Below are 15150 nucleotides of genomic sequence, written 5' to 3'. Positions count from 1 at the left end.
GCGCGGCGTCAGGCCCTCGGCATCAGTTCCGCGCTGGGTCGGCCAAACCCGGCACCGGCGCCTTGATCCGCTTTTCGTAGGCGTCCAGCCAGTCCTGCGTGATCGGTTCGATCGTCGTGGTCTGGTCGGGCCCGGGGTTGGCCAGCAGGATCCGCGCCGGGTTGCCCTGCGTCGCCACGCTGAAGGTGAACTCGACGTTGGTCGCCACGCCCCACTCGCCTTGGTGGTTCATCGCGATCAGCGAGAACTCGCCGGCCTTGCCGTAGCGGCGGCGGAGTTTTTCGATGAACGGATACACCGCCGCATCGCAGGCCTGCTGCGGGGTCTGCCCCTCACCCATGCGCCGGACGATTTCGTAGGCCAAGCAGCCCTTCATGATGTCCTCGCCCAAGCCGGTGGCCGCCGCGCCGCCGATGGTCGAATCGACGTAGTAGCCGGAGCCGGACAGCGGCGAGTCCCCCACCCGGCCGGCCTTTTTCATGAACAGGCCCGAAGTCGACGTGGCCGCGGCCATCGAGCCCTGCTTGTTCAGCGTGATGGCGCCGACCGTGTCGTGGCCGTCGTAGGGGTTGAGGTCTTGGTCGCGCATCTCGGCCAGGCGGTTGAGCCAGACCTGCTTGGCGCGAGGCGTCAGCATGTTGGTCATCTCAAAGCCCTGCAGCTGGGCGAACTTGGTCGCCCCGGCACCGACGCGAAAACTGTTGTAATGCTCGGCGCTCAACGCCCGGGCGACGGACACGGCGTGCATCACGTTGTGAATGCCGGCCACGGCGCCTTGCGCCAGCGTATCGCCGTCCATGAAGGCCGCGTCCATTTCGACGACGCCTTCCTCGTTGGGCAGGCCGCCGAAGCCCACGCTTTTGTAGTAAGGGTAGGCCTCCACCAGGTTGATCAAGGCCTCCACCGCGTCGCCGGCGCTTGCGTCTTGCGCCAGCAGCTCGCTGGCCTTGACCACGCCTTCATGTGCCATCCGCCACGTTGCAATCGTTCCCCAAGTCATGTGCGTCATCCTTTCTGTTTACCAGTTACACCTATTATGCACCGCCGCCGCTCGCGCCGCCAAGTTTGCGGTCGCCGACCGGGCCGCCGGTGAGCCGGGCAGCCCACGGCCGGTTGCGCGACCCCGTCAGCCGCTGACCGCGGCCAAGGCCCGAGCGTAAATGCGAACGCAGGCGATCAAGTCGGCCTTGGCCAGCCACTCGTCTTCCTTGTGGGCGATGCCTTTTTGCCCCGGGAAAGACGGGCCGAACGCGACGATGTTGGGCACCGCCCGGGCGTAAGTCGCACCGGTGGTGGTGACCGGCGCCGCGGTACTGCCAGTCACCGCCGCGTAGGCCGCAGACAGCGCCTGAATGCGCGGATCCAGCGGGTCGTGGCGGGTGCCGGGCAGCGACCGGGTCACGGTCACGCGGCTGCCGGTCGGCACCGCCGCGGCCAGCCCAGCCGTGACCTGCGACTCGGTGACGCTGACCGGGTACCGAACCGCCAGCTCAAGCGCCAGCCCCGTCGCCGTGAGGGTCAGGTTGTACGGCGTCTGAATCAGGCTGCCGCTGGCGACGTCGTGAAAAACGATGCCAAGCCCCTCACCGTGGTGCTTGCCGTGCAGGCCACCCAGCCAGCCGCAGTAGGCGGCAAGCTGCCCGGCGGCCACCGGGGCCACCGCCTGTGCCAGCTTAGTCAGCGCGTTGTCGCCGAGCTCCGGGGCGTTGCTCGGCGACCGGTGGCCGTGAGCCTCAAGCAGCTGCCCGGCCACGGTCGCACGCATCACCGCCGGCACGTGGCCGCGGTCGGTGTCGCCGCTCAAGGCGGTCAGCGCGGCCAGGCTGCCGTCAACGATCGGCGTGTCGATGCGGTAGTTGACGATGCCGCGTTCGCCGTAAACCACCGGAAACTTGCAGTCCGGGGTCCAGCCGAACGCCGGTGCCCCTGCCGCCGCCAGGTACCGCGGCATGTCGCGGCTCCCGCTTTCCTCGTCCGACCCCAGCACCAGCCGCACCCGCCGCCGCGGCGTGAAGCCGGCGTCCTTGAGCAGCCGCATGGCAAAGAAACAGGCCCAGGCCGGCCCCTTGTTGTCCAAAACCCCGCGGCCGTAGTAGCGCCCGGCGCGTTCGGTCAGCACAAACGGGTCGCTGTGCCAGTCCGCCCCCGCCGCCACCACGTCCAGGTGGCCGAATAGGCCGATTCCACCATCAGTCGCCGGGGCCGCGACGGTGGCTGGCGGTTCGGTCCCGCCTGAGGTCCCGGCCGCGAGCCCGGCCGGAGTCGCCGGCGCGGCCCCCGCCGCCCCTGGGTCACCCGCTGCTGCGGCCGGTGCTTGGGCTGCCGGGGCCGCGACCGTCGGCCCCCAGGTCACCTCGGCGGCCGCGTCTGCGACCACCCGAGCCGAGAAGCCGGCGGCCGTCGCCAGCTCGCAGGCCACGTCCAGCACCCGCCGTGGGGCCTGGCCGAACGGCGCGTGGGGCGCCGGCTCGCCGGCGCTGCTCGGCACCGCGATCAGCGCCGCAAGGTCCGCCGCGAACTCCGGCAGCCGCCGCGTGACGGCCGCATCCAATGCTGTCCAATCGATCATGTTCGCACCTCCGTTGTCTTGTCCATTCTAGCGGGACCGGCCCCGAATTGGCAAGCGCTCATAAACTTTCACATTCGGCCGTGTTAGCGCTTTCCTCTGTGATATAATGAACGTATCAACGAAAAGAGGGTGGCAGAATGACTGAACGAAAAGTGATCCTGTATTTATCTGAGAGCTTAGACGGTTTCATCGCCGAGGAAGACGGTTCCACCAGCTTCCTGAGCAAGCTGAACTCAAGCGCGGCCGACCAAGCCTACCAAGACTTCTACCAGACAATCGACACCGTTTTGATGGGCCGCAAGACCTACCAGCGGGCGCTGCGGCTGGCCGGGGTCTACCCGTACCAAGACAAGGAAAGTTACGTCTTCTCCACCACGCTGCACGACACCGACGACCCGACCTCGGTCGTGGCCGGGAACATTCCGCAGTTCGTGCGGCAGCTCAAGGCCAAGAAGGGCAAGGACATCTGGCTGGTCGGTGGCGCCGACATTTTCACCGACCTGCTGAAGGAAAAGCTGATCGATGAGCTGATCATCACCGTCGCACCGGTGCTGCTCGGCTCCGGGGTCAGCCTGGTGTCGACGAACCTGGCCGACGTGCCGCTGCGGCTGACCAACGCCGTTCAGCACGACCAGTTCGTCACCCTGACCTACGCGCTGGACTAGCACACCGTGGCGCGGTTGGGGCCCACCCTGCCGCTGGCACCAATTCAACCCACAACGTAAAAATCGCACCGCCGCCCTTGTCGGGCGACGGTGCGATTTTTGCGTCTCAGTTGAACAAGCCGGTGACCCAGTCGGCGATCGCCTTGAAGAACGACACGATGGAGTCCCAGACCTTCTGCAAGAAGTTGCGGTTCTCCTGGGTGTTCAGGCTGGACAGCTTGGAAAACAGGCTCTTGGCCGAGTCCTGAATGCTGGTCGCGAGCTTTTGGGCCTGGGCCTTGAAGTCGCTGGACTTCAAGGCGCCGGAGCTTTGAATCTTGACCAGCAGGTTGATGATCTGCGTGCGTTGGTTGTTGTTGATGATGTTGGTCAGGTTGTTGACCTTGAGCTGCGAATCGACGATGTTGCCGATCTGATTCTGCGACAGGGTCTGCTCGCCGCTGTTGCTTTGGCTGGCCATGTCCTTCTTCATGCCGGCGACGGCGTTGTTGAGCTGCTTGTCGGTGTAGCCGTCCTTGTCCTTGTTCTCGGCGGTGATGCCCGACAGCGTGTTGACCTCGCTTTGCGCCGCGTCAATCTGGCTGGCGTTCAGGGTTTGGCCGTTTTGGGCGAACGCGGCGTAAACGCCGGCCAAGGCCCCGGAGCCGTCGATCTTGACGGCACTGGTGATGTACAGGTTCGCGTTGGTCACCCCGGCGGTCAGGGCCGCGTTGCGGTACTGGTCGGCGGTGATGGTCGTGATGTTATTGACGTTGTTGTACGGCACGATTTTGACGTTGATGCCACCGTCGCTGGTCTTTTGCACCAAGGCGCTGGACCACACGCCGCTGGCACTGGTGAAGCTTGAGCCGGACGGGTTCAGGTACTTGACCAGGGTGTCGCCGGTCACGGTCAGCTCGTTCACCGTGTCCAGGCCGGCGGCGCCTTTCAGGGTGCTGAGCGTCCCGCTCTTTTGATCCGTCGTCAGGCTGGTGCCAAGCGTCGCCACCGGCTGAAAGCTTTCGGCGGCGCGAACCGGCTTGGCAGCCGCCACCGCCGCGGTGGCCAGGGCCGCCACCGCCGTTAGTGTGATGAGCCATTTTTTCATGCTGAACGCTCCAATCTCAGTCTGTTTAGCTCAGTGTAGCAGACTCGCCGCGAATGCGCCGCGATTGGCCCCGGGACTTAACCAAAACTTCTCGATTGTGACGCCAAAGCAGCGGCCCCCAGGCGGGAGCCGCTGCTTCGGTCGTGCTTGCGTTGGGTCGTATCTAAAAATAAAACCAGCCTGTATTTAGCCTTGGCATACCACTTATTAGTGGCGTTACCACTAGGGAGGGCGGAGGCTTGGGACCACCATTGCTACGGCGTAGGGCCGGGGCGAGCCAGCGTGAAATTCCTGTTAGTCGGCCGTACTTGCCGGCTTACAGGAAGGGCGGGTCCTGAGACCGGAACGGGCTCAGGAGAGCCCCACGCGTTCCGCCGCCCCGGCCCGGAGCCGTAGCAGTGATCCTCCGTTCGGGCCGGAGCCCGGATTTTCAGATACTGCCTAACCCTGCTCATGCGCGTTGAGGTAGGCGTACAAGGCGCCTTCGCGCAGGCCGTTTTGGGAGAAGGTCAGGCGGTCGGAGTCCAGGTAGCGAATCATGGTGATCACCGGAATCAGGCCGCCGACGATGATGTCGGCGCGTTCCTTGGCCAGGCCGGGAATCGCCTTGCGCCCCTCCAGGTCCTTGGTCAGAATGTCTTCGAAAATGGTGTTGGCGGCGCTGGTCGCCATGCGGTAGCCGTGAATGTCCTCGAAGTTGACCGCCTGCTCCTTGCGCCGCTGAATCTTGGCCAGGGTGCGGTTGGAGCCGCCGAGGGCGACCACCGGCAGGTTCAGCGCCTTTCTCAGCCACCAGATCGAGTTGAGGACCCGGTTGAACTCGGAGATCAGGGCGAACAGCTCCGCCGCCGTGATCAGGTTGTGGTTCAGGTACCGCTCCGTCAGGTTGACCGAGCCGACCGGCAGCGAGATGCGGTGCTGCAGCTTGCGGTTTTGCACCAGCACCAGCTCCGTTGACGCGCCACCGGTGTCCATGATCAAGGCGTTTTGAATCGGCAGCGTGTTGATCACGCCGAGGTAATCGAGCTCCGCCTCGCGGGTGCCGGGAATCACCGTGATGGTCAGGTTGCAGGCCTGCTGCACCTGGCGCAGGAAGTCCTTTTGGTTGACCGCCTGGCGAGTGGCCGCCGTCGCGAAGGCCTCAAGCGTCAGGTCCGGGTAGGCCGAGGCGGCCGCCACGAACCGCTTGAGGGCCGCAAGCGTCCGGGCGATGGCCGCCGGCTGCAGGGTCAAGGTCTGCCCCATGCCCTCGGACAGCCGCACCATTTCCTTGAGCTTCAGGACCTGCCGCGGCGCCGCGTCCTGGTCCAAGGCCCACACCGACAGCCGGGCCGAGTTGGAGCCCAGGTCGATCACACCGTAATGCCTCATTCGTCTTCCTCCTCACTGTCCGGCGCCTGCATCGGCGTGAAGCGCCGGGTGTTTTGGACGTCGCCGACCTTTTCGGCGGCGTCTTCGGCCTTGGCCTCCTTGATGGTCTTGGCCACGGCCTCCGCCATGAAGGTCGCCTGGGCGTTTTGCTTGGTCTGGCCGCGCAGGTCGATGCGCTCCCACGAATCGTCCGGCATCAGCACCCGGGTCTTGACGTTGTCGGCCCACAGCGTGTCGAAAATGTCGCAGACGCGCTGATGGATGTCCGGCTGCAGAATCGGGAACAGCAGCTCGACGCGCCGCGACAGGTTGCGCTTCATCAGGTCGGCCGAGCTCAGGTACAGGTTCTCGGCCCCGCCGGCGTAAAAATAATAGATGCGCGAGTGCTCGAGGTAGCGGCCGACGATCGAGTGAACCTCGATGTTTTCGGAGACACCGGGGATGCCGACCTTGAGATTGGTAATGCCGCGAACGATTAGCTCGATTTTGACCCCGCAGGCCGCCGCCCGGTACAAGGCGGCGATCATGCCGGCGTCCGACAGCGAGTTCATCTTCATCCGAATCAGCGCCGGCCGGCCGGCCTTGGCGTTTTGGCACTCCTCTTCGATCCGCTCGTAGAGAAAGTCGCGGATGCCCAAGGGTGCGATCACCAGCTGGTTGAAGTAGGCGGGTTCGGAGAAGCCCGACAGCATGTTGAAAATGTTCGAGGCGTCTGCGCCCATTTCGGCGTTGGCCGTGAACAGCCCGAGGTCGGTGTAGACGTTGGCCGTCACGTCGTTGTAGTTACCGGTCGCCATGTGCATATAGCGGCGGATGCCGGTTTCCTCGCGCCGCACCACCAAAGCCAGCTTGCTGTGGGTCTTGAGCCCGACCAGCCCGTAGATCACGTGGCAGCCGGCGCGTTCCAGCTCTTGGGCCCAGTGGACGTTGTTCTCCTCGTCGAATCTCGCCTTCAGCTCGACCAAGACCGTGACCTGCTTGCCGTTTTCGGCGGCCTGCTTGAGGTAGCGGATGATCGGTGACTTGGAGGACACGCGGTACAGCGTCATTTTCACCGCCAGCACCTGCGGGTCCGTCGCCGCCTGGTGGATGAACTCGACCACCGGCGTGAAGGCGTCGTAGGGGTGCTGCACCAGGATGTCGCGCTTGGCGATCGCCTCGAAGATGTTGCCCTCGATCAGCTTGCGGTCGACGTACGGCGTGAACGGCGAGAACAGCAGGTCGGGGTGGCCCTGCACCTGCTTGACGAGCTTGCTCATCACGTTCAGGTCGATTGGGCCCTTGATCTCGTAGACATCGGCGGCGGCGCGAACCTCCAGGCCCTTTTCGAGGTGCTTGCGCAGGTACTTGCTCATCCCCGCGTCGATTTCAAGCCGCATCACCTTGCCGCGCTGGCGCTTTTTGAGCTGCGACTGAATCTCCTTCATCAGGTCCGACGCGTCCTCTTCGGCCACGTCCAGATCCATGTCGCGGGTGACGCGAAAAACCGCGGTTTCCTGCACCGTGGCGCCGACGAACAGCTCGCCGACGTAGGCCTGCACGACGTCTTCGAGCAAAATGAAATCATTCTCGGCAGCCGGCAGCCGCAGCACCCGCGGGAAGACATCCGGCACCTGCACGGTCGCAAAGCCCCGCGCCTTGTCGTCATCGCCGTCCGGCCGCTGCAGGCGAATCGCCAGGTTCAGCGAGTTGTTGGCCAGGAAGGGGAACGGCCGCGTCGGGTCGACGCCCATCGGGGTCAGCACCGGGTACAGCTCCTGGTGGAAGTACTCGGAGACGAACTCGTGTTGCTTGGGCGCGAGCTCGGCGAAGGTCTTCAGGCGAATCCCCAGCTCCTCGAGCTTGGGCACCAGGGACCGCGACCAGGTGGTGTACTGCTTTTCCACCATCGCGTGGGCGGCCTTGGCGATGTGCTGCAGCTGCGTCGCCGGGGTCATCCCCGCGGCGTCCGGCGTGTTGTAGGCCACCGCGACCATTTTGCGCAGCGAGGCGACCCGGACGTTGAAGAACTCGTCCAGGTTGCTTTGGGTGATGCCCAAAAACCGCACCCGCTCCAGCAGCGGGTTGTTGTGGTCCCGGGCCTCTTCCAGCACCCGGTCGTTGAAGGCCAGCCAGGACAGCTCCCGGTTGGTGTAGTACTTGGGGTCGGTGTAAGTCGCTTGCTTTGCCATTAGACGCGCGTCCTTCCTTTCAGTTCGATTGGCAGCCCGAACACCGCGGCGAAGAACTGCCCCTTACGCCGCAGCGTCCACTTCTCAAGCGCCACGTCGTCGTTGGCCGTGGCCGACAAAAGCACCCGCGTCGGCTGCACCGACACGCGGATCTTTTGAATTTTCTGCTGGCGGGAGGCGTCCAGCGAATCGGCCACCCGCAAAAGCGCCGAGAGCTTGGCGATCACCAGCCGCCGCCTCGAGTTGAGCTCGCGCAGATCCGACAGGTCGGTCTGCGGCGTGTCGCTCGAGTGGTACCGCGCGATGGTCGCGACCATGCGCTGCTCGGCGGCGGTCAGCCCCATCAGCTCGGAGGCCTGAATGATGTAATCGGAGTGCTCGTAGTGCTTGTGGGTGTCGACGTAGCTGCCGATGTCGTTGACCGTCGCCGCAATCTGCAGCAATAGCCGCTCGCGCCGCCCCAGCCCGTGGAGGCGCCGCAGCCGGTCGAACAGCTGCAGGGCGAAGGTCACCGTCGAGTCGCGGTGCTTGATGTCGACCTGGTAACGCTCCGACAGGTTTTGGGCCGAGATCAGAATTTCCTTGGTCGGGTCGATGGTCACCGCCGGGCTGTTGGCGGCGACGGCGGTGTTGATCTCCAGCCCATCGATCAGCTTGAGGTTGGAGATCCACAGCCGAGACGACTTGAGCACCTGCACCAGGCGGTAGACCAAAAGCACCGTCGGCAGCACCTGCGCCGTCTGCGTCGGCGTCAGGTCGTACTGGTCGCTCAGGTATTGATCGGAGGCGTGGGTGACCTCGTGGTAGATCAAGGCCAGCCCTTCCGAGTCGGTTTCAACCGTCACGTCGCCGGTGGGAATCAGGGTTTCAAACATCGACAAGGCGCTGCCCATCAGCACCAGGTTCGGGTAGTGAATGTCCTTGGGCAACAGGCGCATGAAGTCGACCAGCCGCGAATCGATGTAATCGCGCATCACGGCCACGTAATTGGGCACACTGCGCTGCAGGTCGCTCATCACCTCGAACACGCGCAGCGGTCCGATCGACAGGTTGCGCGAGAAGCCGAACTCGCCTTGCGTGAAGGCGGTCAGCTCCACCGAGCCGCTGGAGATGTCGATCAACAGCGTCCCGTCCTGGGTCACCGCCGAAAAGTTCGGGAACTTCGCCAGCACCGCCTGGGTGCGGTAGAACGACTCCTGCGACAGCGTCAGGGGCTGCAGCTGCCAGCCGGTGCGGCTGAGAATCTGATCCCGCACGAACTGCGCGTTATGCGCCTCGTAGAAGCTGTGCGAGCCGACCACCGAAAGCTTGGTCACGCCGTAATCGGCGAAGACCCGCGCGATGGCGGCCAAGGCGGCCACCAAGGTGTCGACGGTGTCCGGTTCGATCTGGTGCGTGGCGAAAATGTCCTCGCCGATCGCCACCGGGTACTGCCCCCGCTCGATTGTCTCCATGGTGCGAAGGTTCGTGATGCTAAAAAGTGTGCTTTGGGCGCCAATCACCACAAAGCCCTGCTCAGTCGCTGCCATATTGCCCCTCCTATCTAACTAAAGCCATTCTACCACGCATTGCCACCGCGCGTCGGCCCTAGGTGCCGCCCGGCGCCGCTGGGCGACCACCGGCGGTCGCGCGGCCACTGCCGGTCGCCGAGTCGCGGCCGCGTTCGGCCCGGTCGCGGCCGAACCTGACCTCCGGGCGAGTTGAGTGGTCGGGGCATCACAACTTTTGCGGCCGGCGCCGCAACCTGCGTCGCGGCAGTCTTGCACCCGTTTTCACGTTGTGCTACGCTAGCCGCGAGGTGATAACTTATGAAAATGATCGACCTGGGCCAAAGCGGCCTGAAGGTATCCGCCATCGCGCTGGGCGTGATGCGCATCACCGGCCTCGACTTGGCCGGCGCCACCAACCTGCTGGAAGCGTCCCACGATGCCGGCATCAACTTCTTTGACAACGCCGACATCTATGGCGACGGCAAGTCCGAGACCTTGTTCGGCCAGGCGCTGAAGAACGCCAACTTCAAGCGCGAGGACGTCATCGTTCAAAGCAAGGCCGGCATCGTGTCAGGCCAGCGCTACGACTGGTCCCACGACCACATCATCGAGGCCGTCGACGGCAGCCTGAAGCGCCTCGGCGTCGACTACCTGGACGTGCTGCTGTTGCACCGGCCGGACGCCTTGTTCGAACCGGAGGCGGTCGCTTCCGCCTTCGATGAACTGCACAACAGCGGCAAGGTCCGTAGCTTTGGCGTGTCCAACTGCAACCCAAGCCAGATCGAGCTGCTGAAGTCGGCCGTGAGCCAGCCGTTGGTCGCCAACCAGCTCCAGTTCTCCCTGATGCACACCGGCATGATCGACTCGGGCATCCACGTCAACATGACCGATGACCGCTCGCTCGACCACGACGGCGGCATCCTCGAGTACAGCCGTCTTCACAACATGACGATTCAGGCTTGGAGCCCTTACCAGTACGGGTTCTTCGAGGGCGTCTTCATCGACTCGCCGAAGTTCCCGAAGCTCAACGCCAAGCTGCAGGCGCTCGCCGACGCCTACCACACCAACAAGAACGCGATTGCCTCCGCCTGGCTGATTCGGGTCCCGGGCACCCAGGTGATCGCCGGCACCACCAACGCCCACCGCATCCAGGAAATCGCCGAGGCCGGCAACATCCGGCTCCAGGCGCAAGAGTGGTACGACCTGTACTTCGCGGCCGGCAACGACCTGCCTTGATCGCTGCACCGCGCAAAAAAGAGTCTCAGCTCACGCTGAGGCTCTTTTTTTGGTGTCATTGGCTCGGCGCCGTCTCACCACGTCTGCGCCTTGCTCAGCGGCCAGTAGCGCCACTTGACCACGCCGATGATGCCGGCCCGGTCCACGAAGCCGAAGTTGCGGCTGTCGTAGGACACGCGGCGGTTGTCGCCCATCACGAAGTAGGATCCCGCCGGCACGGTAGCGCGGTGGGTCGCCTTGAGGGTGGCCAGCGTGAAGTCATCGGTGAAGTGGCCGCTGGTGGTCACGTGCTGCTGCTTGGCCCAAAGCCGCACCGAGGCGGCCATGAACTTGGGCTTCAGGTAGGGCTGGGCGACCTGCTGGCCGTTGATGTACAGCCGCTCGTTTTTGACCCAGACGAAGTCGCCGGGCAGGCCGATCACCCGCTTGATGTAGGTGCGGTCCGGGTCATCCGGCCCGTGCAAAATGACGATGTCGTTGCGCGTCACGCTGGCGCGACGCACCGCCACCACGCGATCGCCGGGGTGCAGCGTTGGCTCCATCGAGGTGCCATCGATCACGTTGTTGGTGAACCACAGGCCCAGCAGCGCCTGGCCGCCCAGAATCACCAGGGTGACCAAAATCAGGGCCCCCATCAGGCGCAAAAGGGCAATCAGCTGCCGCCAGGTCTTCTTATCCGTCACGGTCGCGCCTCGGGGTGGTCATCCAGACCCGCTTCCAAGGCCCCGCGCTGCGCGTCCTCTTTTTGCCTAATGGTTCGCATCGTGCGGAAGTACATGGTGATCAACACGCAGACGGAGCCGATCCAGGCCAGCGGGTTGGCCATCGAGGCGCCGGCGAAGCCGAACTGGCCGACCAGCACGATGCCGGCGAAGGCCCGCATCGCCAGCTCGAAGAACCCGGCGACCGTCGGCACCAGCGTGTGGCCCAGCCCCTGCAGCAGGTTGCGCATCGTGAACAGAATCGCGAGCAGCCAGTACATGCTGGCGTTGTAGTGGAAGTAGGTCTGCGCAAGCGCCGTGACCGCCGGCTGGTTCGGCCCGAGAAACAGGTTGACCAAGGGCTTGCCGAAGACGATGATCAACGCCCCGAGGGCCGCGGAAATGCCGACGTTCAGGGCCAGCGTCTGGTGGACGCCCTGGCGGATGCGGCCGTACTCCCGGGCCCCGAGGTTCTGGGCCGCGTAGGTCGCCATCGCCACCCCGAAGGACGACGCCGGCAGCGTGGCGAGCTGATCGATCCGCCCCGCCGCGGTGTAGGCCGCCACGGCGTTAGTGCCCAAGGTGTTGAGCATCACCTGCAGGATGACGGAGCCGATGGCGATGATCGACATGGAAAAGCCCATCGGTAGCCCGACCACCAGGTGGTGCTTGATCTCGTGCCAGTCGATGGCGAGGTCCTCGCGCCGCAGGTTCAGCATCGGGATTTTCTTCTTAATGTAGATCCAGCACAGGATGGCCGAGACCACCTGCGCCGTCACCGTCGCCCAGCCGGCGCCGGCCACGCCCCAGTGAAAGCCCAGGATGAACAGGAACTCCAGCGCGATGTTGATGATGGTCGCGATGATCAAAAAGAACAAGGGCGTTCGCGAGTCACCGAGGGCCCGCATCATGTTGGACAGCAGGTTGAACGCCATCGCCGCGATGATGCCGTAGAAAATCACCCGGATGAAGGCCACCGAATCGTTCAAAATCTCCGGCGGCGTCTGCATCAGGGTCAGAATCGGGCGGGTCAGCCCGGCGGCCAGCACGGTCAGGATCAAAGAGATGCCAAGCGTGATCCAAACGCTGGTGCCGAAACTTTTTCGCACCCCCTTGGCGTCCCTGGCCCCGTACGCCTGCGCCGTCAGCACCGACAGCCCCGCCGTGGTCCCCTGGGCAAAGCCGATGATCAGGAAGTTGACGCTGCCGGTCGCGCCGACCGCGGCCAGCGCCGCCTTGCCGATGGTGCGGCCGACGATCAAGGCGTCCATGAAACTGTAAAGCTGCTGAAAGACGTTCCCAATCAGCAGCGGAATGGTGAAGAAGAATACCAGCTTAAGGGGGTTCCCCTTGGTCAAAGTACGCAACGCTTGCCCTCCTGTGTGTGACGTCGCGAGGTCCTGCCTCGCCCGAAAGATTCGATTCTCGGTACACCTTATCACACTTGACCGAACCAAGGGACCCCCTGCCGCCAAAAAGATTGCAATTGTCGCCGGGGCCTGGCGGTTGGTGGCGCTGCCGGCAAGGGCCGACTCGGCGGCGGGGGCGCCAAGGCGCGACCGCCGGCGGCCGCGGTGGTCTAGGTCGCCGAGAAGCGGCCAGGCAGTATGTGCAGCGCTGCACCGACCAAGCCGGTAGCGTCGCAGTTGCCGGTCGCTCGGTAGCGTCGCAAAAAGCCCTCGCCCGAAATCTACCGATTCCGGGCGAGGGCTTCCGTCAGCCGACCACGGGGTCACTGCAATCCTTCCTAGCCCAGCTGCCCCAACAGCCCCTGGAGCAGCCGGCTGCCCTGCGCAATCTGATCCAGCGCCGGGCCGAGCTTTTCGGACTCGGGCTCGATCACCAGCCAGCGCGTTCCGGCCTCCTGGGCGGCCGTCAGAATCGCCGGCCAGTCGTTCTCGTCCAGTGCCGAACCGAACGGAACGTCGTAGCGGTGGCCGTGAGCGAAGGGCTTGCAGTGCAGGAACGCCGCTCGGCCCGGCAGCCGCCGCAGCCAGGCGACCGGATCGGCGCCGCCCTCGATGCAGTTGCCAGAGTCGACCTCGATGGCCACGGTTGAGTAAACCCGCTTCATCAGAATCTCAAGCGACGGCGCCACGCCTTCGACCAGCTCGCCGTAATCGTAATCGTGGGTGTGATAGGTCAGGCGCATGCCGTGCTTGGCCAATTCGTCTGCGATTTCGTTGATGCGAGCGGCGTGGGACTGCCACATCGCCACCGTGTTTTCGCTGACCTTGTGGCCGGACTCCCACGGGCCGCCCAGCGCATCGATGATCACCTGGTGGTTGCCCAGCGCCTTTTGGTAGGCGATGGTCTCGGCCAGCGCGGTCCCTTGCAAAAGGCGCCAAGGCACCTGGTAGCCGGTGATGGTGATGCCGGCTTGGGTGGTGCAGTTCCGCAGCGCGGCCGCCGACATCAGGCGCGGCCCAAACATTTCCAGGCCCGCCACCCCGGCTCGGCGCAGCGCCGCCAGCGTTTGCGCCGGGTCCTGCTTGAACTCGGTCAAAACGGGAAACAGTTCAGCTGCAAGCCGCATCGTTTTTCGCCTCCAATTGTTCAAACCCGTACAACCCGCAGCCCTGAAGCGCGATTCGGTTCGGGTCAAGCGTCGTGTTCGCAACGCCGCCGGTGACAAAGCGCATCGTGTCGTTGGCCAAAAGCGGTTGCAGGTGGGCCGCCAGCCAGCCGCCGGTGGTCACCCCACCACCGAGCCGCACCGCCTTGGTGTTGGTCAGCCGCACGACGTTCATCACGAGGTTGGCCAGGGCCAACAGCGCCTCATCCACGACTTCACGCGCCAGCGGATCGCCTGCGTCGTAAGCGGCGAAGACATCGGCAATCGCTGGCAGCCGCGTCGCCGCCACCTTCAAGCTGGTGCGGCCTTCGTATCGCGACGCCAAGGTCTGCACCCTGTGGGCCATCCCCAAGCCCGAGGCCAGGGGCTCCACGCAGCCGTAGCGCCCGCAGATGCAGCGAACGTCGCTGTGTTGATCGACCACCATGTGGCCGAGCTCACCGGCGTCGTTGTCGCGCCCGAGCAGCAGGTGCCCGTCAACGACCAGCCGCCCGGCGATGCCGGTACCGATGGCCAGGTAAAGAAAATCGCTGTAGGTCTTCCCAATGCCCAGGCGCTGCTCCGCGTAGGTCGCCGCCACCAGGTCGTTGAGAATCACGCACGGCAGCCCGAACCGCGCCCGCAGCCTTTGGGCCAGCGCCAGCGGTTTGGCGTTAGCGGGGCTGATCTCATTCCAGATGCCCTGCGTGCTGTCGACGCGGCCGACCAGGTCCACGGCGATGCCGCAGATCTGCGTGTCGGGTCGCGGCTGCCTCAGGTAGGCCGCGATTTGGCGTTCGATGTCCGCTGCGGCCAGCGCCTGGCTGGCTACGTTGGACGGGGTCTTGTGATGTGTGATGACGGTTCCGGAAGCATCAACCTCTCCGACCAAAACCTTGGTCCCGCCGAGATCGACGGCTAAAATTGTTTGTTGTCTCATGAGGTCTGCCTTCCTCAAGCTGATTACTGCTGTTCGTGTTCGGCGATCAGGGCCAGGCCGTCTGCCAGGACCTTCTTGCCGTCCATCATGCCGTATGCCCGTTGGTCAATCATCACCACGGGAATCGCCACCTTTTTTTGCAGGTCGGGCACCGCGTAACGCACCTGAGGGCCGATCATGACCACGCCGGGGTGGTGCTTTTCAACCTCACTGGGCACGACCTTGATGGCGACGGCCGAAACCGAGACGTCCAGCCCCTGCGCGTTGGCCTCGGTCTGCATCCGTTGGGCCAGCATGCTGCTGGACATCCCGTTACCACAAGCGACCAAAATTGTCTGTTTTGCCATAATGATTTCTCCTTTGTTG

At 64.4% G+C, this 15150-nt stretch carries 13 protein-coding genes; 2 read left to right on the top strand and 11 right to left on the bottom strand.

Annotation, left to right across the window (positions count from 1 at the left end):
• Positions 1-22 precede the first annotated feature (22 nt).
• Positions 23-1009, bottom strand: a complete 987-nt coding sequence (locus tag NUH19_RS06070) for a glycosylasparaginase (protein WP_262315661.1) — start codon at positions 1007-1009, stop codon at positions 23-25.
• A 117-nt stretch (positions 1010-1126) separates the two neighbouring features.
• Complete coding sequence (locus tag NUH19_RS06065) at positions 1127-2569, bottom strand: M20/M25/M40 family metallo-hydrolase (protein ID WP_262315660.1); 1443 nt, start codon at positions 2567-2569, stop codon at positions 1127-1129.
• Between the two features lie 137 nt (positions 2570-2706).
• Here NUH19_RS06065 and NUH19_RS06060 point away from each other — a divergent pair, with 137 nt between their 5' ends.
• Positions 2707-3234 (top strand): dihydrofolate reductase family protein, encoded by a 528-nt coding sequence (locus NUH19_RS06060; RefSeq protein WP_262315659.1) that lies wholly within the window; start codon positions 2707-2709, stop codon positions 3232-3234.
• A gap of 106 nt (positions 3235-3340) precedes the next feature.
• Here the strand turns inward: NUH19_RS06060 and NUH19_RS06055 are convergent, their stop codons facing one another.
• The 4 genes from NUH19_RS06055 to NUH19_RS06040 form a co-directional block, all read right to left on the bottom strand.
• The gene (locus NUH19_RS06055) at positions 3341-4321 is read right to left on the bottom strand and encodes a DUF1002 domain-containing protein (RefSeq protein ID WP_262315658.1); all 981 of its coding nucleotides are present in this window, start codon (positions 4319-4321) and stop codon (positions 3341-3343) included.
• Positions 4322-4762: 441 nt separating this feature from the next.
• Positions 4763-5692 carry a Ppx/GppA family phosphatase gene (locus NUH19_RS06050; RefSeq protein WP_262315657.1) on the bottom strand — a complete coding sequence of 310 codons (930 nt, stop codon included), beginning with the start codon at positions 5690-5692 and terminating at the stop codon, positions 4763-4765.
• The gene (locus NUH19_RS06045) at positions 5689-7863 is read right to left on the bottom strand and encodes an RNA degradosome polyphosphate kinase (RefSeq protein ID WP_262315656.1); all 2175 of its coding nucleotides are present in this window, start codon (positions 7861-7863) and stop codon (positions 5689-5691) included. The genes NUH19_RS06050 and NUH19_RS06045 overlap by 4 nt, the downstream gene beginning before the upstream one ends.
• Positions 7863-9392, bottom strand: a complete 1530-nt coding sequence (locus NUH19_RS06040; RefSeq protein WP_262315655.1) for a Ppx/GppA phosphatase family protein — start codon at positions 9390-9392, stop codon at positions 7863-7865. The genes NUH19_RS06045 and NUH19_RS06040 overlap by 1 nt, the downstream gene beginning before the upstream one ends.
• Before the next feature lie 279 nt (positions 9393-9671).
• Between NUH19_RS06040 and NUH19_RS06035 the strand changes: the two genes are divergently transcribed.
• Entirely contained in the window at positions 9672-10589 is a 918-nt protein-coding gene (locus NUH19_RS06035; protein WP_262315654.1) for an aldo/keto reductase, read from the top strand.
• A gap of 74 nt (positions 10590-10663) precedes the next feature.
• On the opposite strand, the gene lepB is transcribed toward NUH19_RS06035, so the two are convergent.
• From lepB to NUH19_RS06010, 5 genes are all read right to left on the bottom strand, one after another.
• Positions 10664-11272 (bottom strand): signal peptidase I, encoded by a 609-nt coding sequence (lepB, locus tag NUH19_RS06030; RefSeq protein WP_262315653.1) that lies wholly within the window; start codon positions 11270-11272, stop codon positions 10664-10666.
• Positions 11269-12657, bottom strand: coding sequence for an MATE family efflux transporter (locus NUH19_RS06025; protein ID WP_262315652.1), 1389 nt, complete (start codon positions 12655-12657; stop codon positions 11269-11271). The genes lepB and NUH19_RS06025 overlap by 4 nt, the downstream gene beginning before the upstream one ends.
• A 380-nt stretch (positions 12658-13037) precedes the next feature.
• Positions 13038-13826 (bottom strand): sugar phosphate isomerase/epimerase family protein, encoded by a 789-nt coding sequence (locus NUH19_RS06020; RefSeq protein ID WP_262315651.1) that lies wholly within the window; start codon positions 13824-13826, stop codon positions 13038-13040.
• Entirely contained in the window at positions 13810-14784 is a 975-nt protein-coding gene (locus tag NUH19_RS06015; protein WP_262315650.1) for an ROK family protein, read from the bottom strand. The genes NUH19_RS06020 and NUH19_RS06015 overlap by 17 nt, the downstream gene beginning before the upstream one ends.
• Positions 14785-14807: 23 nt before the next feature.
• Positions 14808-15131, bottom strand: coding sequence for a PTS sugar transporter subunit IIB (locus NUH19_RS06010; protein WP_262315649.1), 324 nt, complete (start codon positions 15129-15131; stop codon positions 14808-14810).
• Positions 15132-15150: the final 19 nt, after the last annotated feature.

The organism is Lacticaseibacillus parakribbianus (genome assembly GCF_025490915.1).
Taxonomy (GTDB): Bacteria; Bacillota; Bacilli; order Lactobacillales; family Lactobacillaceae; genus Lacticaseibacillus; species Lacticaseibacillus parakribbianus.
This window is presented reverse-complemented; position numbering and strand designations above follow the sequence as displayed.